This window comes from Anaerorhabdus sp., from assembly GCF_036637135.1.
Taxonomy (GTDB): domain Bacteria; phylum Bacillota_I; class Bacilli_A; order Erysipelotrichales; family Erysipelotrichaceae; genus Anaerorhabdus.
Genome location: NZ_JAVWNC010000004.1, coordinates 1 through 25868 on the forward strand (window position 1 = coordinate 1; position 25868 = coordinate 25868).

Annotated in this window: 22 protein-coding genes, 1 tRNA gene and 1 other annotated feature; of the genes, 14 read left to right on the top strand and 9 right to left on the bottom strand. The window is 32.9% G+C overall.

Going from position 1 to position 25868, the window contains the following annotated elements; genetic code table 11:
• Window positions 1-612, top strand: a 612-nt coding sequence (locus tag RR643_RS01095) for a hypothetical protein (protein WP_332482055.1), incomplete at its 5' end; no start/stop codon positions are given.
• 222 nt (window positions 613-834) lie between these two features.
• Here RR643_RS01095 and RR643_RS01100 read toward each other — a convergent pair.
• Both RR643_RS01100 and RR643_RS01105 read right to left on the bottom strand, forming a co-directional pair.
• Complete coding sequence (locus RR643_RS01100; RefSeq protein ID WP_332482056.1) at window positions 835-1419, bottom strand: hypothetical protein; 585 nt, start codon at window positions 1417-1419, stop codon at window positions 835-837.
• 303 nt (window positions 1420-1722) lie between these two features.
• Complete coding sequence (locus RR643_RS01105; RefSeq protein WP_332482057.1) at window positions 1723-2337, bottom strand: peptidase E; 615 nt, start codon at window positions 2335-2337, stop codon at window positions 1723-1725.
• Window positions 2338-2437: 100 nt separating this feature from the next.
• On the opposite strand from RR643_RS01105, the gene RR643_RS01110 reads away from it, so the two are divergent.
• Window positions 2438-3379, top strand: a complete 942-nt coding sequence (locus RR643_RS01110; RefSeq protein ID WP_332482058.1) for a helix-turn-helix transcriptional regulator — start codon at window positions 2438-2440, stop codon at window positions 3377-3379.
• A gap of 237 nt (window positions 3380-3616) precedes the next feature.
• Here RR643_RS01110 and RR643_RS01115 read toward each other — a convergent pair.
• Window positions 3617-3700: transfer RNA gene (locus RR643_RS01115), tRNA-Leu, on the bottom strand.
• A gap of 94 nt (window positions 3701-3794) precedes the next feature.
• Between RR643_RS01115 and RR643_RS01120 the strand changes: the two genes are divergently transcribed.
• The 6 genes from RR643_RS01120 (at window position 3795) to pheT (ending at window position 11845) form a co-directional block, all read left to right on the top strand.
• Window positions 3795-5081 carry a D-alanyl-D-alanine carboxypeptidase family protein gene (locus RR643_RS01120; RefSeq protein ID WP_332469899.1) on the top strand — a complete coding sequence of 429 codons (1287 nt, stop codon included), beginning with the start codon at window positions 3795-3797 and terminating at the stop codon, window positions 5079-5081.
• A gap of 98 nt (window positions 5082-5179) precedes the next feature.
• Window positions 5180-5569, top strand: coding sequence for a DUF2177 family protein (locus tag RR643_RS01125; protein WP_332469900.1), 390 nt, complete (start codon window positions 5180-5182; stop codon window positions 5567-5569).
• Between the two features lies 1 nt (window position 5570).
• Window positions 5571-7334 (top strand): DegV family protein, encoded by a 1764-nt coding sequence (locus RR643_RS01130; protein WP_332482059.1) that lies wholly within the window; start codon window positions 5571-5573, stop codon window positions 7332-7334.
• Window positions 7335-8090 carry a DUF1295 domain-containing protein gene (locus RR643_RS01135; RefSeq protein ID WP_332482060.1) on the top strand — a complete coding sequence of 252 codons (756 nt, stop codon included), beginning with the start codon at window positions 7335-7337 and terminating at the stop codon, window positions 8088-8090. It abuts the gene before it with no gap.
• 65 nt (window positions 8091-8155) lie between these two features.
• Window positions 8156-8363 (top strand) — a binding site (T-box leader).
• A gap of 37 nt (window positions 8364-8400) precedes the next feature.
• Entirely contained in the window at window positions 8401-9435 is a 1035-nt protein-coding gene (gene pheS, locus RR643_RS01140) for a phenylalanine--tRNA ligase subunit alpha (protein WP_332482061.1), read from the top strand.
• Between the two features lie 19 nt (window positions 9436-9454).
• Window positions 9455-11845: a phenylalanine--tRNA ligase subunit beta gene (gene pheT / locus RR643_RS01145; RefSeq protein ID WP_332482062.1), complete on the top strand. Its 2391-nt coding sequence runs from the start codon at window positions 9455-9457 to the stop codon at window positions 11843-11845.
• Window positions 11846-11864: 19 nt separating this feature from the next.
• On the opposite strand, the gene RR643_RS01150 is transcribed toward pheT, so the two are convergent.
• Together RR643_RS01150 and RR643_RS01155 are read right to left on the bottom strand one after the other, a co-directional pair.
• On the bottom strand, window positions 11865-13553 hold the full coding sequence (locus RR643_RS01150; RefSeq protein ID WP_332482063.1) for a hypothetical protein: 1689 nt from the start codon (window positions 13551-13553) through the stop codon (window positions 11865-11867).
• Window positions 13554-13555: 2 nt separating this feature from the next.
• Window positions 13556-15433 (bottom strand): phospholipid carrier-dependent glycosyltransferase, encoded by a 1878-nt coding sequence (locus tag RR643_RS01155; protein WP_332482064.1) that lies wholly within the window; start codon window positions 15431-15433, stop codon window positions 13556-13558.
• 133 nt (window positions 15434-15566) lie between these two features.
• On the opposite strand from RR643_RS01155, the gene RR643_RS01160 reads away from it, so the two are divergent.
• Window positions 15567-16421: a patatin-like phospholipase family protein gene (locus RR643_RS01160; RefSeq protein ID WP_332482065.1), complete on the top strand. Its 855-nt coding sequence runs from the start codon at window positions 15567-15569 to the stop codon at window positions 16419-16421.
• Between the two features lie 27 nt (window positions 16422-16448).
• On the opposite strand, the gene pcp is transcribed toward RR643_RS01160, so the two are convergent.
• Complete coding sequence (gene pcp / locus RR643_RS01165; RefSeq protein ID WP_332469908.1) at window positions 16449-17090, bottom strand: pyroglutamyl-peptidase I; 642 nt, start codon at window positions 17088-17090, stop codon at window positions 16449-16451.
• Between the two features lie 274 nt (window positions 17091-17364).
• On the opposite strand from pcp, the gene RR643_RS01170 reads away from it, so the two are divergent.
• The 3 genes from RR643_RS01170 to RR643_RS01180 are packed head-to-tail and all read left to right on the top strand — an operon-like array spanning window position 17365 to window position 20013.
• Entirely contained in the window at window positions 17365-18048 is a 684-nt protein-coding gene (locus RR643_RS01170; RefSeq protein WP_332469909.1) for a 5-oxoproline transporter, DUF969 family subunit, read from the top strand.
• Window positions 18049-18050: 2 nt separating this feature from the next.
• Window positions 18051-19016 (top strand): DUF979 domain-containing protein, encoded by a 966-nt coding sequence (locus RR643_RS01175; protein ID WP_332469910.1) that lies wholly within the window; start codon window positions 18051-18053, stop codon window positions 19014-19016.
• Between the two features lie 4 nt (window positions 19017-19020).
• Window positions 19021-20013, top strand: a complete 993-nt coding sequence (locus RR643_RS01180) for an aminopeptidase (RefSeq protein ID WP_332482066.1) — start codon at window positions 19021-19023, stop codon at window positions 20011-20013.
• 38 nt (window positions 20014-20051) lie between these two features.
• Here RR643_RS01180 and RR643_RS01185 read toward each other — a convergent pair whose 3' ends face one another.
• From RR643_RS01185 to RR643_RS01195, 3 genes are read right to left on the bottom strand one after another with little or no spacing between them, the layout of a single operon-like run.
• Window positions 20052-21311, bottom strand: coding sequence for a M15 family metallopeptidase (locus RR643_RS01185; RefSeq protein ID WP_332482067.1), 1260 nt, complete (start codon window positions 21309-21311; stop codon window positions 20052-20054).
• Between the two features lie 2 nt (window positions 21312-21313).
• The gene (locus RR643_RS01190; protein WP_332469975.1) at window positions 21314-22003 is read right to left on the bottom strand and encodes an RluA family pseudouridine synthase; all 690 of its coding nucleotides are present in this window, start codon (window positions 22001-22003) and stop codon (window positions 21314-21316) included.
• A complete protein-coding gene (locus RR643_RS01195) occupies window positions 21978-22856 on the bottom strand; it encodes a class I SAM-dependent methyltransferase (RefSeq protein ID WP_332469974.1) in 879 nt (292 codons plus the stop codon). Before RR643_RS01195 ends, RR643_RS01190 begins: the two co-directional genes overlap by 26 nt.
• Before the next feature lie 77 nt (window positions 22857-22933).
• On the opposite strand from RR643_RS01195, the gene RR643_RS01200 reads away from it, so the two are divergent.
• Together RR643_RS01200 and RR643_RS01205 are read left to right on the top strand one after the other, a co-directional pair.
• Window positions 22934-23689 carry a GNAT family N-acetyltransferase gene (locus tag RR643_RS01200; protein ID WP_332482068.1) on the top strand — a complete coding sequence of 252 codons (756 nt, stop codon included), beginning with the start codon at window positions 22934-22936 and terminating at the stop codon, window positions 23687-23689.
• Window positions 23689-25848 (top strand): ATP-dependent helicase, encoded by a 2160-nt coding sequence (locus RR643_RS01205; protein ID WP_332482069.1) that lies wholly within the window; start codon window positions 23689-23691, stop codon window positions 25846-25848. Before RR643_RS01200 ends, RR643_RS01205 begins: the two co-directional genes overlap by 1 nt.
• Window positions 25849-25868: the final 20 nt, after the last annotated feature.

A 25868-nucleotide genomic window follows, 5' to 3' on the forward strand; every position in this document is an offset into this window, starting at 1 on the left:
ATGAAACTATTATTTGTAGTAATGCTTCTTATAACTGTTTTATCAGGTTGCAGTAAGAATGTTAAAAAAGAAGAAGTTGCAATGAATCAACCAGTTGTTACAGAGGTTAGTGAACAAGATGGGAATGATGATGAAAGATATGTGCCACAATTTTTATATGAAATATCAACAGACCCTATTGAATACATGAGTGTGAATCATAGTATAGAAGAAGTAGAGGAAAACGTGTTCATGATTCCAATTGAACTAACTTCAAGAGAATTTATAAATTTTAATACTTATTCAAAAATCACAACAGTTCAAGGCTCCAATAGAAAGTTTTACTCACTTGTGTTTGATTTCAAAAACTTACCATTAACTACTGATAAGTGTATCTATACTTATGGGCAAGGTATAAATAACAAAGAAAATTGTAGTAATTTTGAATTTCTTATAGATGATAGCGTAGCGAAGAACTCATTTTATACTTTTTCTAGTAACTTGTTATTCGAAATGAATGAAGAATATTGGAATAATCAGCATTTATTCTTAACTCAAGATCATTCAAAAGCATTTATGGATGTTTTTACCTACGATGTTATTCTAAAGTATTTAGATTCTATGACTGAATAAATCGATGAGAATTATATGCTAAATAGTTCAATCAATAACACAATGTATTAGAATAAAAAAAGTCTCAGAACTTATCTGAGACTCTCATTACTATTTATAATTGTTGTTTTTATCTTTTACGATAACGTCATGTGCTCCACCTTCTTGGAAACGAAGTTTTGTTGCTCCATCTAGGTCATAATGTTGCCAGTTTCTAGCACGATTTCTTCCTTAATATTGTGGTCAGTTAATCAATTCTTCAATTACTATTTTTAAGTTATATCTATCTTTAAGTATTACACCAAAATAGTTATCATTATCCTTTTCGAGTTTAAAATAAATCATGTTATCAATTTCCTTCGTTAAAATAACTGTTGAGTCTATTTGTGAAGTTTCAATATTATCATCAATGTTAGGAAATTTAAACATCATTGGATTTTTATAATTTGTTACTTCAATTTGTTTTATATATTTACCATTTTCAAGATCAAATTCATATTCAGATTGTTGTAATGTTAGATTTCTTCTGTATTCATCAGAAATATTGTTTATATAGTTGTCTTCAAATCCAAAACAATTAACAGCATATATCGGAGTTAAGAAAAAAGTAATTATTGTTGATAGAATTATTAATTTAACTTGTTTAGAATTAAATGAACTATAAAAGCTATTTATTAAAAAAAAAGTAATAGTTGACAGTGCAAAAAAGTAAATAACTTCTATTATTATTCTATTGAAATGGTAACCAAATCTATAAATAATTAACAGCAAAACAAAATATAAACTAAAATTTGCTTTTATGTAATTACTAATGTTTTTAAATTTCATATATTGAATCTCCTCAGTAGTTATCAAGACAAACAGAAGTATAGTAATACTTCCGGTTGATATCAATGTTTTGTAAATATAGTTACTACTTGTTCGTTAAAACTTACCAGATACGTATCCATACGTTGAAACAATTGTTCTACAAGCAGCTGGATATGAATAATTTAAAGGATCACATGTCCAACTCCATCCACCTGCACGATTTTCTAGTAAATTTCTACTAATGTTATAATATGCCTCAAATTTGGTTCTTTTGAGGTATCTATATGCAGTGGATATTTACTGTACTCTATTCTTGGTACTTTAGTTTTTCTTAATAGTTATTTCATTGCCACTGACTAAAATTGCCTCATTATTGCTTATTGGAGCTAATGGTAAGTCTTTAGAATATGTATTAATGATTTGTTGAGCAGATTTTTTAAATGGAAAGTTATTTACATGGGGAACGGTATAAAAGTCAACTAAATTCAATGCATCAAAATCGATTAAATCAGGAGCTTTTTTATAGCTGTCCATTGCCTTGATGTATTCAATATTACCAGACGTTATTATTGATCCTGCTGATTCTCCTATATAAAGTTTTTCAGCATTTACTTCTTCAATGATAATTTTGTCTGCTCCTGTTCGTTTTAATTCTTGCAAAAGATAAAATGAATTGCCACCACTAATATAAATATAGTCATTACTTCTAAGTTTTGAGTTTATTTGTTCCTGAGAAGATTCGGAAATATCAAGTAAATCAATAATAATGCCTAGTTTCTCAAACTCTTTTTTTGCTGATTCGAGATAAAACACTACTTTTTCTACTTTACTTGCTGTAGGGATAAATGTAACGGTCTTGCCCTCATAATTCTTTTCAAACTCACTAAACAAATTACTTACATCTTTAAAAGATGAGGCTAAAAATATTTTCTTCATAAATATATCCTTTCTCGATACTATCTAAACATAGTATAATATTGAAAGGTGTCAAATTGTGATACCATTTAGTTAGAATTTAAAATAGAGGTGAATGATAGTGAATAAATCAGAAAGAATAAATGAAATGATGATTTTTCTAAATGAAAAAGATTCTTTTAATTTGAAGGATTTAATGGAGAAATATGGCATTTCAAAAAGCACTGCATTAAGAGACATTGAAGCCTTAGAAAGAATTGGAATGCCTATATATTCTCAAGTCGGAAGAAATGGATACTATGGTTTATTGCATCATCGTTTATTATCACCTATTTTATTTGATACAGATGAAGTTAAAGCATTATACTTTTCCATGCTAACCTTACGTTCTTATGAAAGTACACCCTTTCATTTGAGTGTAGAAGCATTAATTAAGAAGTTTGAAAAATGTTTGTCTACTGAAAAAAAAGAAAGGTTCCAAAAAATTGAAAAAGTTTTTAGTCTTTCTATATACCAGCAAAATAAGCACTGTGAATATTTAGACATTATTCTTCAAACAGCAATTGAAGAAAAAGTTTGCACTCTTAAATACATAAAAAACTGTAATGAAATGACGTATAATATTCAATTTTTTAATATTACCTCAAATCATGGTCAATGGTATGCTACAGGTTTTGATATGGAGAATAGTCGTCCTGTCGTATTGCGTTGTGATAGAATTTCGCAAATTGAAATCAATTTGGAATATTCATCACAGAAGTTGGAGAAATTCTTAGATATGGGAAGTGATTTGTATAAAACAAATAGTTCAATTGAATTCGAAGTTGAGATATCTGAAAAAGCTGTCGATTTATTTTACAAAGAGCATTATCCATCAATGAAATTAACTTTTGAAAATAATTGTCATAAAATAAGGGGCTTTTATAATACAAATGAGGAAGAATTTATTGCTAATTATTTCTTGGTATATGGAGAGGGAATTCAGTCAATATATCCAAAATCTCTTAAGCAATTAATAGTAAAAAGACTAGAAAATTTGAAAAATTTTGTTGAAAATATTTAGGACGACAACAGAATAGAATGTAAAAAAACTAGAACAAGGTTTATGGTAATAATTCAGGTGTTGAACAAGTTAAAGAAAATAAAACGACTTGGAAATGTCGGTTCCAATATAGAATTTTAGTGGTTAGTAATAAAAGAAACACTATTATTCTAGAACAGATATTTCTTTTAATGTGTTTTGGTAAGTCCTTAGAAAATAATAAAAGAGCCTATAAATAAAGGCTCTCTAGAATGTATATGGTGATCGAAAAGAGACTTGAACTCTCACGTCATAAGACACAGCATCCTTAGTGCTGCGCGTCTGCCATTCCGCCATTCGATCACGTACTTAGTATTATACTAGAACTTAAGTAAAAAGAAAATGGAAATTAATAAAAAAGTTCATTGTGGTATAATAATCAAGTTGGAGGATAAATATGAAGAAAATACTAATTATCTGCATGTTAATAGTGGGCTATTTGTTTGCACCATTGCAAATCCAAGCAGAAGAAGAAAAACCGGAGATTACGAGTGATTATGTATATATGTTTGATCGTACAACGGGGCAAGTGTTTTGGGATAAAGGATCTACTGAGAAGATTTATCCGGCGTCAATGACGAAAATAATGACTGCTTTAGTAGCAATCGAAAATATAACTGATTTTGATCAACAAGTACTAATTGATGAAACTATTATGGCTGGCTTAAAAGAGGCTGGTGCAAGTCGTGCAGGATTTAATGTTGGCGATGTTGTGACCATGAGGGACTTGGTTTATGGAACGTTGTTACCTTCTGGTGCGGAGTGTACTCAAGCACTCGCATATACGATTTCAGGTAGTGTAGAGGGTTATGTAGATTTAATGAATCAAAAGGCTCAAGAAATTGGAATGACCAATACACACTATGCCAATACGACAGGGTTGCATGATGATAATCATTATTCAACATTACAAGATATTGCATTGTTATTGGAGTATGCATTAAAGAATGAAGAGTTCTATCAAGTATTCACTTCTGACACATATCAAGCAGGAACATCATTTAATTATCCAACACAGGGTTTAAAGATGGAGTCTACTTCTTATAAGTACATTAATAACCCAGCTTCTAATCTACCTTATCAAGTTACAATTGATGGATTCTTAGGTAGCAAGTCGGGATATACAGTAGAAGCTAGGTATTGTTTAGCTTCTATCGCAACAATTAATGATATGGACATCATGCTGATTACAGCACATGCTTGGATTGAAAGAAAGATACCTAGCCATTACCTTGATGCAGGTATTATCTATAATACCTATCGTGATTTGTATCAAAGAGCGACAGTCTTTAATGAAGGAGATACAATTCAAGAAAGTGTTATGAAATATCGTTTCTTTAATAAAGAAGTGGATTGGCTAATGCCTCAGACTCTCATTTGGGATTTGCCAATTGATATTGCGAATTATCAAGTAGACATAACAATTCCTGAGGTAATCGATGAAAATATTAAAAAAGGAGATGTAGTAGGTCAATTAGTGATTACATCATTTGGGGATGAAGTTTATCGTCAAGATATCATCAGTGACCAAGACTATAATCAAAACTTTATACTTTTGACTCTTGGAAATACAGGCGAATGGATGGTAGCTAATCCACTTGTATCGGTATTTGGTGGGGTATTAATTGTAGGATCAGTACTTGTTTTGATAGTTAGAAAATCAAGAAATTCTAAGAAATCTTAGGGTTTCTTTTTCTTATGCACTAATCTCAAAATCATGTAAAGTGACATTTAACAAAATGGTAAATATAATGAAATTAGAAAGAATAAAGGGTTAGATTTATGTTATTTAGTTTTAAGCATTATATTATTACATTCATTGTATTTATTGTTTTAGATGCAATTTGGTTGTTTAGTACAAAGGGGTTCTATGCCAAGGAATTACAACATTTGATGGCAACCGATATCAAATGGGTTTCAGCGCTACTTTTCTACTTGTTATTTGTAGTAGCGTTATTGTATTTTGTTATTATGCCAGCACTTAGTTCGCATGATATTAAGACAATGATTTTATCGGCAATTCTATTTGGATTGATTACTTATGGTACATATGACCTAACAAATTATGCAACAATAAACAATTGGCCATTGTCACTTACAATTATTGATTTAATTTGGGGATCTTCAGTATCGGTATTAACTTCATTAATCGCATACTTCATTTTAAAATAATATGAAAAATGAAATTAACGGCCAAGAACTTTACCAATTGTTTAAATCAGGTGTCAATGAAATTGAAAAGAATAAAGATTTATTGAATCGAATAAATGTATTTCCAGTAGCTGATGGGGATACAGGTTCTAATCTTTTGTATACCTTACAATCAGCTGTCATTTATTCAGAGAATAGTAATTCTGCAATTGATACACTTAAGAGCATTAGCGATAATGCCATTACTTATGCGCGTGGAAACTCGGGTATTATTTTCTCGGAGTTTATACATGGATTATCCTTTTATAATCAAGCAGAAGAAATTGATGTATCCAATTTTATAAAGATGGTGAATCATTCATCTGATCGATTATATGAAGTTGTAAAAAATCCAATTGAAGGGACAGTGCTAACGGTAATACGGAAGTGGTCTTCTTACATTGAATCATTGAATGTATCATCTTTTAATGATTTGTTTGATTTGTCATTACCAATTCTAAAACAAGGAGTTCATGAAACAACAAAAGAATTAAAAGATTTACAAAAACATAAAGTACCAGATTCAGGTGCAATGGGATTTTATTTACTTATCGAAGGATTTAGTCATTATATTAATGGAACATATGAAACATCCACAAGTGATTGGAAGAAATTTGAAGAGTTTGAATTACATGAAGATTTTCATGATGAAAAGTATCAATACTGTACACAATTCTTTATTAAAGATATTCAAGGCGATTTAAGTAATTTGATTCAAGAATTAGAAATGTATGGTGACTCAATTGCGTATTCTGGTGATACAAAGTTTTTAAATTTGCATATGCATACAGATCAACCTTGGATGATTAGTAAACTACTTTATGGTAAAGGCAATATTGTTAACTCAAAAGTTGATGATATGAAAATACAAAATAAACATCGTGATCACAAAGAGAAGATAGGTATTGTCACAGATAGTATTGCGGACATTAGTCAAGAAGTAATGGATGAATATGATATTGGTTTAATCTCAATGAATTTATTAATGGATAATAATGTGTATCTGGATAAGAAGACAATTCAGGTGGATGACTTTTTAAAATTTGTACAAAATAGTAAAGAATTTCCAAGTTCATCACAACCGAATGATCAACAAATTAAATATGAAATCGGGCATTTCTTAGATTATTATGAAAAATTAATATTGATCACAGTATCAAAACAATTGAGTGGTACGCATCAAGGATTTCTAAAAGTCATTGAGAATAATCCGGAATTTAAAGGGAGAGTTATCCTGGTTGACAGCTATCTTAATTCTGGAGGGCAAGGATTATTTGTAAAAAAGGTTGCAGAATTAGCACGTGCTTCCACTTCTTTTGAAGATCTAATTCAACAAATTTATATCATGCGTTCTCGTATTGAGATTTATGTAGCATTAAATAATTTTGAAAACTTATCTCGTAGTGGAAGAATCAATACAAGGATTGCGACTTTTGCGAATCAATTGAAAATGAAAGCAATCTTATCCCTTGATAAACAAGGTAAGGGGAAAGCGTATGGTTTTTCATTACGTGCAAAGAGTCTTGAAAAGAAAATATTTAAGGAGATTAAGAAAGCATTAAAAAGGGGACCAATCGAAGAGTATGTATTGGTCTATTCAAATGAAAGTAATGCATTCCAAGATTTTAGGAATAAGGTTGAAGCTCTATTAAATAAGGCTCCAAGTTACTGTATTCCTATATCATCCGCAACAGCATTACATGTTGGAAAGGATTCAATCGCGATAGCGTTTGTAGGGGTGGAGTAAATGTTAGGTTTATCATTTGTGATTATTGTGATTTATTTTTTCTTGTTTTTTGTGGTTGGAACACTAATAAAGAATAATTCAATTGTGGATATGGGATGGGGGTTGGGATTTGTTATCTTAAATCTTATCTTCTATTTCATGTTTGAGCATACGTTGGGAACATTATTATTTACTGTTTTATTAACAATTTGGGGTGTACGTTTATTTCTTCATATCTATAAGAGAAATTATGGTAAGCCAGAAGACTTTCGATATGCAGCGTGGCGTAAGGAATGGGGAGAATGGGTTGTGTTGAGATCATTCTTTCAAGTATATCTTTTACAAGCAGTCTTTATGTGGGTTGTAGCGATGCCTATACAAACGATGTATCCTCCAATGTATAGTGTTAATTGGTTAACGATTGCAGGATTGCTTTTGTGGTGTATCGGTTTCTTCTTTGAAGTGGTGGGGGATCAACAACTTAGCGATTTTATTAAGAATACTGAAAATAAAGGTAAAATCATTGAAACTGGATTGTGGCGATATACACGGCATCCAAACTATTTTGGTGAAGCAGTAATTTGGTGGGGGTTAGCTTTGATTAGTTATAGTCTATCAGGTAACCTGCTTAGTTTTATAGGTTCTGGTTTTATTACTTTCTCTCTGTGTTTCATTTCAGGTGTACCATTGCTTGAAAAACGGAATGCATCAAAACCTGGATATGCAGAATACAAAAGAAAAACATCGGTTTTCATTCCATGGTTTGTGAAGAAGTAATTGTGTAGTAAATTTAATCTAGAAAAAAGTTGCAAAAAAAAGTTGAATTGACTATAATTACAGTTATTAAAGCGTACTAAAGGATTAGTAGTAAGAAACAAATTGCGTAGAGAGAGTGATGATTGGTGAAATTCACTTGCGAGGCGACTTATGAATTCACCTTTATAGTGAGACTAATCATCTCCGGGGGTTCCCGTTATCAAGGATTAAGGTGTATCTCAATTTTTTTTGTGAGGTAAATCAGGATGGTACCGCGATTCAATCGTTCCTGTTATGGGGACGATTTTTTTATTGTAAAGGAGAAAAAGGTATGGAAAAAGTTCAACTTGTTCAACAAGAGGCATTACAACAAATTGAAGCTTGCGCAACGATGGAAGAGCTTCAACAAGCACGAATTACTTGTTTAGGAAAAAAAGGGCCAGTACAAGAATTAATGTCTTTGATGAAAGACTTAAGTGCTGAGGAAAAACCAGCATTTGGTCAAGAAGTAAATGTTTGTAAACAAATGATTGCGAAAGCGATTGAAGATAAACAACAAATTCTTGAAGTGGGTGCATTAAGTGCCAAACTTGAAAAGGAAAAGATTGATATTACATTACCTGGATATCAACCAATATTGGGGACATTACATCCGCTTTCAGTAATTTCCCAAGAAATTGAAGATTTATTTATTGGTATGGGTTATGACGTATCTGAAGGGCCAGAAGTTGAATTGGATTTATATAACTTTGAGCGTGCAAATATTCCTGCAGATCATCCTGCAAGAGATATGCAAGATACTTTCTATATCAATGCAGAAGAATTATTACGTACACATACAACGGCAATACAAACAAGAGAACTTGAAAAAGCAAATGGTAAATTACCAGTAAAAGTAATTTGCCCAGGTAAGGTTTACCGTAGAGATGATGATGATGCAACGCATTCACATCAATTTACACAAGTTGAAGGATTAGTTGTTGGTGAAAATATTACTCTTGCGGATTTGAAGGGTACATTAAAACTAATGGCTGATGCAATGTTTGGGGAAGGACGTGTTATTCGTTTTAGACCTTCTTACTTCCAATTCACAGAACCATCAGTAGAAGTTGATGTAACTTGTCATATTTGTGGTGGTAAAGGATGCAATGTCTGCAAAGGTACAGGATGGATTGAAATTCTTGGTGCAGGTATGGTACATCCAAATGTACTTGAGATGGCAGGGTTTGATAGTAAAAAATGTAGCGGATTTGCGTTTGGTGCAGGTATTGAACGTATCGCTATGTTGAAATATGGTGTTGATGATATTCGTAATTTCTATATCAATGATGTACGTTTCTTAAAAACGTTCAATCGTTTTGATTAATTAAGGGAGGAAGAAGAAAATGAAAGTAAGTATTAATTGGTTAAAAGAATATGTCTCCCTTGATGGAGTTAGTGCTGTTGAATTAGCTGACGCTTTAACTACAGCAGGATTAGAAATTGAAGGTGTAGATCCAGTAGCACAAGGCACAAACCTTGTGATTGGGGAAGTATTAAGTTGTAATCCACATCCAGATTCAGATCATTTGAATGTGTGCATGGTTGAATATGGTGAGGGGCCAACACAAATCGTTTGTGGGGCACCAAATTGTAAAGCAGGGATTAAAGTTATTGTGGCGAAAGTTGGAGCTGAGTTACCAGAAATTACAATTAAAGCTGCAAAAGTTAGAGGTCAAGAATCAAATGGGATGTTATGCAGTCTTAGAGAACTTGGCGTTAATGAAAAATATTTAAGAGAAGATCAAATTAATGGAATTGAAATTCTTCCAAGTGATGCTCCTGTAGGAAATACAGAAGTATTAAAATATCTTGGTTATGATGATGTGGTTCTTGATGCGTCACAAACTCCAAACCGTGCTGATTGCATGGCGATGTGGAGTGTTGCAAAAGAAGTAGGTGCGGTGTTGCGCAGAGAAGTTAAACTTCCTGTTTATGAGGGTGCATCAAATGTTGGTAAACCTACAACACTTCAAGTTGCATCGAAAACTGAAAAATGTCCACATTTCTTAGGTAAGATTGTGGGTAAGGTTGTTGTAAAAGAATCTCCAAAATGGATGCAAGATTATTTGCATGCAGCAGGTGTCCGTGCCATCAATAACGTAGTTGATATTTCTAACTATGTCATGATTGAAACAGGTCAACCTCTTCATTTCTATGATTTAGCAAAAATGCCTCATAGAGAAATTACAGTCATTGATGATGTAGATATGAAACTAACTGCACTGGATGGTGTTGAATACGATGTAGTAAAAGGTGATTTATTAATTACTACTGGTGGTGAAGCCACAGGTATCGCTGGGATCATGGGTGGAGATGATAGTAAGATTGACGAAACTACAACTGGTATTATCATTGAAGCTGCACATTTCAACCACGTATCTATTCGTAACAGCGCAAAACGTTTAGGTCTTATGACAGAAGCAGCATCGCGTTATATTAAGGGATTAGAAAAACTTGCACAAAACAAAGCGATGGATCGTGCTGTGCAATTATTAATTGAATATGCAGAGGCAAGTGAGTTAGAAGAAACAGTTGAAGCAGGAAGTGTTAATTACACTCCAATTCAAGTTACAGAAACACTTGAACATTGTAATGAATTATTAGGTACTTCATTTGAAATGAATGAAGTTGTGGAAGTATTAAATGCATTAGATTTTAGTCCAGTAGTAGATGGAACTACATTCACATGTACAATTCCAAGTTACCGTACTGATATCGCAATTCGTGAAGATATTGATGAGGAAATTATTCGATTAATTGGTTATGATCGATTAAAAGAAACATTACCTACAATGGAAGCTACTGCAGGAAAATTAACACATCGTCAAACACTAAGAAGAACAACAAAACAAGTTCTTACAGGTCTTGGTATTCGTGAAGTTATCACGTATACATTAGTCAAGGAACAATACATGAATGAAGCAGTATTACCATTTGGTGATCATGTTCAATTGGCATCACCAATGAGTGAAGATCGTAAATATGTAAGAAATAGTATGATGCCTTCAATGCTTGAATGTTTATCCTATAATCAAGCTCGTAAAGCAAGTAATGTAAATTTATTTGAAATATCAAATGTTTATGAAAAAGGTAAAGTACAAGAAAGAGTAGGTATTCTATTATCTGACTCTCTACAAGAAAATCGATTACAAAAAATTAATATTAAGAGTGATTTCTACGCATTAAAAGGAATTGTAATGGCTTGGCTAGATAAACTAGGTTTTGCATCAAATCGTATTACTGTTAAGGAAAATACGTTAGATACAAAGCATTACCATCCTTATCGTAGTGCAGCTTTATACTTACAAAATGATTTAATTGGAATCATAGGAGAAGTACATCCAAGTTATGCAAAACAAATGAATGTAAGTGCATGTGTTTATGCAGAACTTAATTTCGATTTACTTGTGGATACAAAAACATCAAAAGTACGATTTGTTGCATTGGATCGTTATCCATCAGTATCACGTGATATCGCACTTGTGGTATCAACGGACACATCAGCACAATCAATTCTTGATGTGATAAACAAAGTGGGTAAGAAATTGGTTCAATCTACCGAAGTATTTGATGTTTATCAAGGAGAACACGTAGAAAAAGGATGCAAATCAATTGCCTTGAATATTGTTTATCAAGCAAATGATCATACGCTTACAGATGATGAAGTAGTTCCTTTACATCAAGAAATCTTAAATGAACTTGAAAGTAAATGTAACGCTAAACTTAGAGGTTAATAAAAAGGAAGTCCTTGCATTATTTATGCAGGGACTTCTTTAGTTTAATTACGATTATTACGAATAAAGTAAAGATGGAAATAAATAAACTGCTTGTTTGGATAAATGTAGGAACATACTTAAGTACATAAGATGAACTATTATTACCATCAAAACCCACTAATGTATTTGGTGCTTGATATGTTTTAATTTTCTCTAGTTTGTTTGTTTCGTTGTTTACACTATAAACTTGATAACCTTTATAATAAGTAACAGGAAGAATATATGTTCGATTAGGTTCTAAATTGTCGATAGTTAATGTAGTTCCTTTTCGGGTTTGAATTGAATGAACAGGAACTTGATTTTCATCAGTTACTTCAGTTGTGATATATCGATAATCAGGTGATCCACTTGGTAAGTAATCAGCCCCTGCAAGTTCTACACGTACATATGTTGCAGAATAGAAAGGGTCAATCATTGAACCATCAATTAATTGACTGTATTCCGTTTTTGATGTTATGCCAGAAGTTCGATTCATAACGGGTAAGATGTGCCATATGCCTTCTAATAATAAAATACCAATGCAAGATAGTGCAATTATTTTCTTATTCCAATTAAACTGGAAAGGTGCAATTGATGCAGGTATGATTAAGCACAAAGAACTAATCATAAGTAATCGCCAAGGAAATTGAATCAAACTAAACATAAAGAAATAATTCCATGGTAATAAATTAATAGGTAACAACAAGAGGATATAACCAATAATTAAACAATGAAGGACAAACGGTTGATCCTTTTTCTTTTTAAGTAAATAAAGTAAAGGTACAAACATTAAGAAGTACCCAATGTTAAGTACCATTGATAATTCTTTGGACATGTCATTAGATCCATAGCCAAAGACTGTTGTATTCGTAAAATATTTCCATAAAGGTAGTGTATAAGATGTCATACTACTTGATGATGTATAATAATTTAAATAAAAATCTTGTGATTTTAGTTGTTCAAGCATGGGTAATGTAAAAAATGCGGTTAATAGAAATGTTATAAGTACTGCATACAGGATGCTTTTTATTCTATTCTTATTTTGTAATAAGAATTTAAATCGTAAAATGATAAAAAATAGAAATAAAATACAAGCAAGTACAAAAGTTATATTATGGGTTAAGGCTAAGCCACCAAACCCAAATACAAGATAATGCCATTTTGTCTCATCATCGTAGAGTAAATAATAAATGCCGAGTAAAACAAGAGGAAGAAAAATAAAACCCATAACTTCTCCCAAAGCTCCTCGCACGTAAACATCTGTGATTCGATAATTATTGAAAAGATAAAGAACACCACCTAAATAAGGTGCAAACTCATTTAGACTAATTTTACTCACAAGTTTCATTGCAAAGAAACAAGATAGGAAAGTAGTTATAAGTAATATTAGCTTATAACAAGTTACAATACTCATACCAAAGTTATAAAGTAGTGCAGGAATGATAAGAAAGAAATCGCTGTAAAACAAGGGACTAGCATAACCAAATGACATATTTTTATAAGGATATATTCTAGCGATAAACTCACCATCTTTAAACGATTGAGCTAATCCTTCAATGCGACTTAAATGAAATAATGTATCATGTTCCAAGGGTAAGAAATCCTTAACGAGGTAAGGATATACAAAAACAAGCGTACAAAGAATACTAAATGCGATGAACAAAAGATTTCGTTTTCTATTATTCATCATTATCCTCCAAAGTACCAGCTAGGTAACCATTGGAGTAAATTGACATATTCCTTTGTTGTAGTAAAACCAGTAAGAACTGGTAAGAAGATGACAAATAGGACAATAGCAACAATAACGTAGGCAATAGTAATCTTTTTGCCATTCTTCATTTTGTTGATAAGAAGTTGAATGCAATAAACAATCGACATAATTAGGAATGGTAATGATGGGTAATAATGATATGAGAATACACAACGTGTAACAAGTACCCATGGTAATAAAGCAGCAAGATATCCAATGACAATAATGAACCCTGCTTGTGATTTTGTCTTTATGGTATGGAATGCTGTATAAAGCATTGTGAATACCCCAGTTACAGTAACAACAGGATTATTAAAGCATGCGATTGAACGTAACAAACCATTACCTAAATCTGAATAATAATACCAGATAGGTCGGATATCAAATAACCATTGATACCAAGTACTTTGGTAAGGGTGAGTAGCTTCTAAGTTAGCGTGATAGTCATACATATATACTGAATGATCAATGACATTTTTAATGCTCCATGAATCATTCTTCCAAACAGGAGTAATTACATAATGCAATGCATAAATACCTAAGGGAATGATTACAAAGAACAAAATACACCATAAGATAATCTTTAAGGCACGATGTTTAAATTCTTTACAAAATGCAACTGATTCTTTATCAGTTAAGGATTTACTCTTGTTAAATTTAAAATAATTTATGAAGAAATGAGTGAAGAACATAATTGCCAGTGCAACAGCGGAGTAACAACCAGTCCATTTCACAGAACATGCAACACCCATCGAGATACCAGATAATGCTAACCACATTAATTGTTTCTTAAAAGGTGTTTTGGTAAAACTTGTATAGAAATACTGGATCATAAAGTAAGTCATTAATAGAATGAAGAAGACACTAAAGGGTTCAAGTGTACCTATTCTAGATGTTGTGATAAGCATAAAGTCTGCAGCAAATAGTGTTGTACCTGCGGTAGATAAGAAACGATTATTAAATAGTTTTTTAAGAATTAAGTAGAATAAAGGAAGTATCATTATGCCAAATAATGCACCCATGATTCGCCATCCAAAAGGATTCATACCAAACATCTGTATACCTAAGGCAATGATAGAAGTGCCTAACAATGGATGTACAGAGGGATACATGTATTGGTTATTTGCGATTTCCCAGGCATTGCGTGGGTGATAGATTTCATCGAAATAAGAAGAATCAAAATAACTTGGAACAAGTGGTACAATACTTTGTTCATCAATAATATTCATTGCTGAGTATGGGTTTTCTGGATTTGATAATGTAATGGGATTTAAAGTAAGGAGTTCATCACTACCTGTTTTCTTAAATGCAATTTCATGAATGACGGATGTTTCGTCTTGCATAACAAGTGATATGTAACGATAATTCCAATCACCTTTCGTAACATTCCACCCCATGTAGCTACTATCATTGTTTAAGACAGTGATAGTCTCCCATGTTTTGTTATCTTGGCTACCTAATACTTGTAGATTGTTAAACCAAACTTGATAACCACTTTCTAAAGCATTATTATCACCTTCACCACCTATTGCATACACTGTGTCAAAAGTGGGGGTTTCATCGACTACTTCAAATGTAATGAATTCGGTTGTAGTTTGTGGCTGCCACCAAGTTTGTGGTATCTGGGTAGTACCTAGTTGCCACAAAGAGACAATTGCATACATTGCAGTAATCATCACAATCGAAAAAATGTCACTCTTTCTACTTTTCTTGAGTAACTTAAATAATATATAGATTGCGATCGATACAAATGCACATAAAACAAGAATAGATAATAATTGATCATTCGCAAATAAAGTTAAACTTAAATTTTTCATATTTTCACCGTTATTATTATACTTGGTTATAGGCAAAAAGACAAAAATTACGTGACATTTAGTGATTTATTACATATCTTTTGATTTTAAGTTAAAATTGAAGTAAAATAGTCTATGTTCTGAGGTGAATAGAATGAGTAAAACAGGATTAGTTTTAGAAGGTGGAGGAATGCGTGGTGCTTACACGGCAGGCGCACTTGCTTGGCTTGTAGATCATAATATTGAATTTGATTACGGTGTAGGTATTTCTGCAGGGGCAGTGAATTTATGTAGTTATCTTTTAAAGAGCAAGGAATATCTTTATGATATTACTGTAAAGTATACTTCTGACAAAAAGAATGTGGGAATAATTCCCCTACTTAAGGAACATCGCTATGTAGGATATGATTACATGTTTGATACATTGTTACGCGATGAAGTAAAATACGATACATCCCCAATTAAAGAAAAAAATCTTCCAATGGAATTTGGACTATATGACATGAATCAGGAAAAGACAATTTTCTTTGATGCCCAAGCATTAGATCCCGAATTAAGAATGCTTAAAGCTTCTTGTTCATTACCGATTGCAGGTAGAATTGTAGATTACAATGGATATCGTTTCTTAGATGGTGGTATCTCAATTATGATTCCAATACAAAGAAGCATTGATGCTGGATGTGATAAGAATTTAGTAATCATAACTAAACCAGAAGGATATAAACGTAAAGCAGCAGGAACATTCATGCAAAAATTGATGGCTTTCAATTATCCGAAATACAAAAAAATGGTGTATGACTACACTCATCGCCATGATTCATATAATCGTGAAATGGAGTTAATTGAGAAAGAAGTTGACGCAGGACGTTGTTTATTGGTTAGACCTAGTGAAACTATCCCTGTTAAACGTTTTAGTGGAGATCCAGAAAACTTGAAACTTCTTTATGAACTTGGTTACCATGATATGGAATCAAGAAAAGATGAAATAATGAAATTCTTACAAAAATAAAATCACATTTGCATGTGATTTTTTTTCTTAGTGAGTGGCTCCACCTTCAATTTTGACATCATTTTCGTTTTGAATAATGGCTTCAATTGCGTATTCTAAGCCTTTTGCGATCATTCCTAAGTCCATTGATGGCATATTGCGTTTGTTTGTACATTGTGAAGGCATAAATGGAATATGGATAAACCCACTCTTTTTACCTGCATATTTTGTTTCTACAAGATGACGTACCCCGTAACAAACATGGTTACAAATGAATGTACCTGCAGTATTTGAAACAGAAGCAGGAATACCATTCTTCTTCATATTTTCAACCATTGCTTTGATTGGGATATTTACAAAGTAAGCATCTGGTCCATCGACAAATACAGGTTCATCACAAGGTTGGTTACCTTCGTTATCTGGGATACTACAATCATCAACGTTGATACCAACTCGTTCTACAGTGATATCAGGTCTACCACCAGCTTGACCAATTGATAGAATTACATCTGGATTATGTAATTGGATAGCTTCATCAATTTTAGCAAGTGATTTTCTGCACACTGTAGGAATTTCTAATTTGATAATTTCTGCATCTAAAATTGTATCTGGTAAAAGCTTTACCGATTCAATAGCTGGATTAATTGATTCTCCTCCAAAGGGATCAAAGCCTGTAACTAATATTTTCATAAGTATTTTCACTCCTTTATACGAATATAATATCATAAAAATAAGTACTTATAATGTAAAAACATACAAAAATACTTTGAAAATATTTACAAAATATTGAAAGAAACATTGAAAGTGTTTTTTGAATCATCTATAATAACAACAACTAGATGAGATTTTTAAGTATTGATTGAAGATAATTATTACTTTATAAACTCTATCAATTGATAATTAAAAGGAAAAGAATCTAGTTTTGTTCTATCTCATGGGGAATGAGTAGTAAGAGGAGGATAGTATGCAGTATTTAAATTTATTAGGTATTTTAGTAGTTATCGTCGGTTTCGCACTAAAACTAGATTCATTTCTAATTATTATTGTTGCAACTGCAGTTACAGCAATAATCGCAAACATTGACATCGTAACATTGCTTGAAACATGTGGATCGGTATTCGTAGCAAATCGTAGTATGTTGATTTTCATCATTGTTATGCTTGCAACAGGAACACTTGAAAGAAATGGTCTTAAACAAGCAGCAGCAAACTTGATTTCAAAAATCAAAGGTGCAACACCAGGAGCTCTTATTGGAGCTTATGGTGTAATTCGTGCCATTTTCGGAGCTTTCAACGTTGGTATTGGTGGTATTGCAGGATTTGTTCGTCCAGTATTAATTCCAATGACTGAAGGTGCAATTGAATCTAAGGGTGAAGAGGTAAATCCAGAACACCTTGAACAAGTTAAAGGTATGGCATCAGGTATTGAAAATATTTCTTGGTTCTTTTGCCAAGTATTAGTTGTTGGTGGATCAGGAGCATTATTAGTTCAATCAACATTAAAAGGTTTAGGTTATGAAGTTGCTTTAATTGATTTAGCATTAGTTGAAATCCCAGTTGCCGTTGTTGGTGTTGGATTTGCATGTGCTTATTATTTCTTAAAAGACAAAAAACTTATGAAGAAATATTACAACAAGGGGGGTAAATAAAGATGGAATTCTTTTTATCAGCTGAAGTTACAACTAGTACTAAATTACTAGAAGTTTTATATATTATTATTGGTCTTGTTGCTATTTATGCAGGACTTAAGAATTTATCAGATAAAGGCAATCCTGCACGTGTGGGTACAGCTGTATTCTGGGTATGTTTAGGGGTAGCTTGTTCATTAGGACGTTTCTTGCCTGCACCAGTTATTGGAGTACTTGTATTTGTTATGTGTATCCCAGCAGTTTTACAACGTGTTAAACCAGGGTCTTCAAAAGCTCCAACGACTGAAGAAATGGTTGGAAACTATCAAAAAATCGGTTCAAAAATCTTTATCCCAGCTTTATCAATGGGAGTATTCGCATTATTGTTTGGTGTTGCAGGATTATTATTTCCAAAATCATTTACGCTTAGTGCTTTAATTGGTACAGGGCTTGGAGTTTTATTCTCAATTATATTCTTAATGCTTAAAAACAAACAAAACAAACCACTTACATTCTTAAATGATGCTGAGCGTTTCTTATCAATCACAGGTCCATTGTGTATGCTTCCAACATTGTTATCAATTCTTGGATCAGTATTCACTACAGCAGGTGTTGGTCAAACAATCTCATCAATCGTAGGTACTGTTATTCCTGAAGGAAATTTAGTTATTGGTGTTATCGTTTATGCAATCGGTATGATGTTATTCACAATGATTATGGGTAACGCATTCGCTGCAATCACGGTATTAACAGTAGGTATTGGTGCACCATTTATTCTTGCATATGGAGCTAATCCAGTTGCAGTGGGTATGCTAGCTCTTACATGTGGTTTCTGTGGAACTTTATGTACTCCAATGGCAGCAAACTTCAATATTATTCCAGTAGCCATACTGGAAATGAAAGATAAATTTGGTGTTATTAAAAACCAAATCGTCCCTGCATTATTCATGATCGTATTCCAAATCATTATGATGCTTATCTTAATGTAATAAAATGAATTACCAAGAAAAAGTTGAACGAGGTGCATCCATTGTCATTAAAGACTGGATGAAGCTAAAGTCAAATGAAAAACTATGTATTGTTACGAGTAATAAGCATTACTCAGAAGCTGAGGAATTGAAAAAGTTTGCTGAGGAGATTACCAATCATGTCGCAATTATGCTTGTGAAGGATGAGGGTAAGTATGTTGGTGTTTTCTTTGATGAGAATGAGAAAATATTTGATGTATATGATGCTATTATTGGGGCAACTGATTATTCAATTGTTACTACAAAATCCGCGGATCGTGCAATTAAAAAAGGGAAGAAATTTTTATCTCTTCCTCTATCTACTAATAATGGTATGTCGATGTTAGCGTTTGATTTTCTTACTGTTGATACAGAATTAAGTCGTATTAAAGCACAAATCTTATTGAAGTATATCGAAAAGTCTTCAAAGATTACTGTCACAACTGCTTTAGGTACACATCTTGAGTTTTCGATGAAAAGAAGAAAACCAGGATTCTTTAATGGAACTGTAAAAGATGGTAAAGGATACGCAAGTGCTAGTGTTGAAGTTTATATTCCAATTGTTGAAACAAAAACGAATGGTACGTTGATATTAGATGGATCATTTGGTTATATTGGAAAAGTAGAAAAACCTGTACGAGTTGAATTTAAAGATGGAAGAATTGTAAGTATTGAAGATAATGAGAGTGGTCATATCTTAGATCAACATCTCAAAGACTATCAAGATGAAAATATGTATGTAGCAGCCGAGTTTGGTATTGGATTAAATCCAATTTCTAAATGTAATGGTGATTGTTACATAGAGGATGAGTCAGTTTATGGTACATTCCATATAGGTTTTGGTAGAAATCATGCATTGGGTGGTAAGCATGAAGCGAAAAGTCATTTTGATTTAGTAACATGTAAGCCAAATATTTATTTTGACAATCGTTTGATTATGGAAGAGGGAGAAATCACAATTCCAGAGTTTAGAATATAAAGTAAAAGCACTTCATCCTTGATGAAGTGCTTTGTTTGTTATGCCGCAGGAGTTTCAGTTGGTTCAGCTGATTCTGTTGGTTCTTCTGTTTTACTTGATAATGCACTTGGGTTTTTAAGAGCGTTATTATTCTCTTCGTTATTCCAAGGTGCCATATATAGTTCATAATATTCATCGTAAGTTAGTTTAGAATCTACAACCTTTTGTGCTAAATCAACACCTAAGTAACGATAATGCCAAGGTTCATATTGATATCCGGTAATGCTTTCTTTACCTTCAGGGAATCGAAGAATCCAACCAAACTTTTGGCAATTTTGACTTGTCCATAGGAATTCATCTGATTCACCAAATGTAGCGACTGCTTTTCCATCTTCATCTAATGCAGATAAATCCACTGTTAAACCTGTTTGGTGTTCTGAGAATCCTGCACGTGCACTATACGTGTCGGCATCTTCTTGACCATCTCTTTTAACATAACGATCATATAATGCTTGTTGATTATCATAACTTCGATATGAACTTGATGCGAAGATTCTTAATCCCATTTCTCTTGCACCTTCACATAGTGCTTTTAATCCTTCAGCTGCAGGAGCGTCAAGTTGTAGTCCAGTAGAAGCATATTGAATTGATAAATCTTGAAGTTGTGGTGGTGCAAATGAACCATCTAAGTAATAGGTCTTATTAACCAACATATCATAACTTCCTTGATTAACTACAGGTTTTGTTGTTTCATATGGAACTTTATATGAATTAGATAACTCAAATTTACTGAAGCTATTAGTAGCACTATGTGCTACTGCATCCTCAATGTAGGGTTGTACATCGGTTTGAAAATCAAATACAAGAAGAGGAGTTAATTCAAAGAAAGTTAAGTTATCAAATAGATTTAACGCTTGCTCTTCAGTGTACCCTTTATCGATAAGACGATCATACAAGACAAATTCACGTTGATCACAACTATCAGATACAACATATAATTCGATGTAATCTTTATTAAGTGTTTTATCAACAATAGAAGCAGCTAAGTTCTCTGAGTAGTATTTATTTTTGATGATCAGATTAGTTAGTTTTTGCTTTCTAATCTCTGATATAGTTGCTTTATCATAACCTAAGTCTTTTAATTTGCCATCTTCAATTGTTTTTGGAACGGTAAATAAAGCGACAACTAAAACAACAATTGCAATTAATCCATAAAGTACGGGTTTACGAATTCTTCTTACTTTACGTTTTACTTTGCGTGTACCAGTTGGATGACTTCCTTTTTTTACTACTTTTTTGCGCTTAACTTGTTGTGTCATAATTACACCTCCTCAAGAATGGTCCATGGAAACTCTCTAGGTGGCTGACTCACTATTGTTATTTCTTCCTTTGTAACGGGATGGAAGAAGGTTAATGAGGTAGCCCATAAAGCGATTTGTGCATGCTCCTTAGCATTGGGATTGTATCTTTGATCTGCCCATAGTGGAGCATTTCTACTTGAGAACTGAACACGTATTTGATGAGAACGTCCAGTTTCGAGTTCTATTTCAACATAACTTAAATCCTTTTTTTGACAAAGGACTTGATATCTTAGTATTGCTTTCTTGCCTTTTGGATCAGATTCCTTTGTAACTCTTACTGTATTCTTTTTTTCATCTTTAACGAGGTAATCAATTAATGTTCCGCTTTCTTTAAAGTGACCATTACAAATAACAGCATTGTATATTTTCTTAAATTGATGTGTTCTTACTTGTTCCGATAATCTAGAAGCTGCTTTTGATGTTTTCGCAAATATCACAACACCACCAACTGGACGATCTAGACGATGAACTAAACCGAGGTATACATTGCCCGGTTTATCATATCTTCGTTTCAAGTCTTCTTTGCACAATGTTAATAAATCTTTGTCTTTTGATTCATCTTCTTGAATGGGTATATTAACAGGTTTCTCAACCACAAGGAGATGGTTATCTTCGAAAAGAATCTTAATCATTTTTTGTCCAACGTCCATAGATACCACAAGGAAGTGTTAAGTTTTCACGAGTAATGGGTAATCCTACTTCACCTGCTTCAACTTTTCCTTCTGGAAATCTTTTTAGGACAGTTGTCGTTAATATGTTTTCAAGTACAGTACTAGAGAAACCAGTTGTGTAAGAATTAACCAAGAAGAATAATGGATCATCATCAAGGATTTCAAGACATGAGGTCACAAGTTCAGTAATTTGTTCTTCGAGTTTCCACATTTCACCATTTGGACCTCTACCATATGAAGGTGGATCCATTAAGATACCATGATACGTATGGCCTCTTCTTTTTTCACGTTGTACAAATTTTAAAACATCATCAATAATGAATCGAATCGTGTTGTTTTCTAAATGAGACAACACCATATTTTCTTTTGCCCATTGAACCATACCTTTTGAAGCATCCACGTGGACAACCTCTGTTGCTCCAGCACTACTGCATGCCATTGTGGCACCGCCTGTATAGGCGAATAAATTCAATACTCTTATTTCTTTGTTACTGTTGCGGATTGCTTCTTGCATCCAATCCCAGTTGACTGCTTGCTCTGGAAATAAACCAGTGTGTTTAAACCCAGTAGGTGAAACTTTAAATGTTAATTCTTTATAATCAATCGTCCAATATTCAGGTAAGTCTTTTTTATAGTCCCAACTTCCTCCACCTTGTTTTGAACGATGATAGATTGCATGTGTGTTTTTCCACTCCTTAGATGATGTATCCGCAAGCCAAACAGCTTGAGGATCAGGACGACGAAGAACGATGTTTTTCCATCTTTCTAATTTTTCGCCATTACCAGCATCAATGCATTCATAATCTTTCCAATGTGTAGCACATTTTTTCATCGAGATACTCCTTAATTTATGGTATCATTATACCATTAATATATTCGTAAATAAACAAGTGGTGTGGAGGTAATGATATGATTCGTTTATGTAGTGATTTGGATAGAAGTAAAGTATTAGAATATTTAAACAAGGATCGGGCTTTGAATTTATTTTTTATAGGTGATATCAACAATTATGGATTTGAAAATGATTTTCAAAAGATCTTCATAGATGAAGATGGGGAAACCATTCAAACAGTTTATTTAGTGTATTATGAGAATCTTTTAATTAGTAGTTATACAAAAAATATAGATCAGGATTTTGTTAAGCAATTAATGGAAGATTATAAAATCGAGAATATTAATGGTGAACAAAGTTTAATTGATACATTGGATTTATCGCAATGTGATAATGATGATTGTTATTTCTGTAAGATGATTAAAAATCCTGTAAGTCTTGATGAATCAGTAGAAGTAGCGAAAGTAGAAGATGTACCTGAAATCATTGAGATTATTAAGACGGTTTTCCATCAAGATTCTCCTAGAATGGCAAGCAGTATTGAAGACAAAACAGGAAGAACTTATTTTATCAAAGTTGATGGAAAGATTGTATCAGTTGCATCAAGTACAGCAGAAACAGATGGATTAGCGATGATTGTGGGGGTTGCAACTTTAGATGAATTTCGAGGACAGGGCTATGCGAGTAAAGTCGTAGAGAAACTTTGTTCGGATTTACTTATGGAAGACAAAATACCATGTTTGTTTTATAATAATCCAGCAGCCGGTAAGATATATCATCGAATCGGTTTTGAAGATATCGGCCGATGGGCATTAAGAAGGAATCGTAAATAATGAATTTATTAGACAATTTAAATCCAGCTCAAAAAGAAGCTGTCATTTCAAATGACCAATATATTAGAATCATTGCAGGTGCAGGTTCAGGGAAAACACGTGTTTTAACAACACGTATTGCTTATCTTGTTCAAGAGAGAGATGTTTATCCAAGTAAAATTTTAGCGATAACATTTACGAATAAAGCTGCGAATGAGATGAAAGAAAGAATTAAAAAAATACTAGGTGATCCAAGTGGTGCTGTATGGATTAGTACCATTCACTCACTTTGTGTACGTATCTTACGTGAAGATATCCAATCAATGGGGATGCCTCGTAATTTTACGGTAATGGATCAAGATGATCAAAAGACAATATTAAAAGAAGCATACAAGGAACATGGAATTGATAAATCAGCAATTTCTTTTGGTTCGATGTTGGATTATATCGGAAACAATAAAGGTGCTGAAATCACTGTAGATAGAGCATATGTTCTTGCGGGAAGTTTTAGTGGTGAGAAATCAAAAGCGAAGGTATATGAATATTATTGTAATCGTCAAAAAGAATTATATGCATTGGATTTTGATGATTTGTTACTCGTAACTGTTAAAATGTTCAAGATGTTTTCTGAAATTCGTGCAAAATGGGCAAAACGTTTTAGTTATATCCATGTAGATGAATTTCAAGACATTGATAAAGTACAATATGAATTGATATCACAACTTGCAGGCACTGAAAATAATGTGTGTGTTGTAGGTGATCCAGACCAAACGATTTATACATGGCGTGGAGCAGATGTAAATATCATTATGAACTTTGAAAAGGATTATAAACCATGTAAAACGGTTGTCTTAAATGAGAATTATCGTTCTACTGAAAATATATTGAATGGCGCAAATAGTGTCATTCGATGCAATAAAAATCGTATTGATAAAGACCTCTACACAAATCGTACAAATGATGACAAAATCTCTCACTATATTAGTGCGGGGGAAGAATATGAAGCATCATGGATTGCGAATAAAATTTCAGAAGGGCATCAAGCAGGAAAGAAATATCGTGATTTTGCGATATTATACCGTAGTAACTACTTGTCACGAGCTATAGAAAAAGGGTTACTAGATGAACACATCCCATACATTATTTATGGCGGTGTAAAGTTCTATGAACGTGCTGAAATCAAAGATGCTTTGTGTTATTTGCGAATGGTATCGGGTAGCGATGATCTAGCATTACAACGAATTATCAATAAACCAAAACGTGGTTTAGGTAATAAAACAATGGCTACTATCTTCGAACGTTCTAGAGAAAAAGGATGTTCGATGTATGAAGTAATACGTGATGAAGAATTATTCTCGGGCAAAGCTCAAGCGACAATCTCTCAATTCGTAATTATGGTAGAACGATGGAAAACAGTAGCCTCAACAAAACCTGTTTTTGAATTGTTAGAAATGGTTATTGATGAAAGTGGCTATCGTAGAATGTTAGAAGACGAAAAAGAAACTGAACGTTTGGAAAACTTGAAGGAATTAATCAATGATGTTCAATCCTTTACAGTAAACTATCCAGAGAGTACGTTGGATGAATACTTACAACTAGTATCGTTGTATGGTGATAAAGAAGAATCGTTAGATGGAGACTTTGTACAGTTAATGACTGTTCATGCTGCAAAAGGTCTTGAATTTGATACCGTGTTTGTATGTGGATTATCTGATGGTATCTTTCCAAATGAAAGAGCGATGTCAGAAGGAAATCGTGGTGTTGAAGAAGAAAGACGTTTAGCTTATGTTGCCTTTACAAGAGCACGTAATAAACTCTATCTTACAGAATCATCGGGATTTAGTTACATTCTTTCAAAGGCAAGAGTTCGTTCGCGCTTTGTAGATGAGATTGAAGAGGACTATGTAGAACACTTAGGTGCTACATTCGATTATGGAAAACCAAAAGATTTTGTGGTGTCACAAAGTAGTCCAACCAACAAACCAATGCCACAAATGATACCGAAGACAACAGAACCTGCAACGCGTTGGCGTAAATCAGACCAAGTTACTCATGGTAAGTTTGGCGATGGTATTGTATTGAAATATGAAAATGGATTTTTAGAGATCGCATTCCCTTATCCACACGGGGTTAAAAAGATTATGGCTACACATCCATCTATCAAAAAGAAAACTGCTTAATTTAAGGAAGATTAGTTATC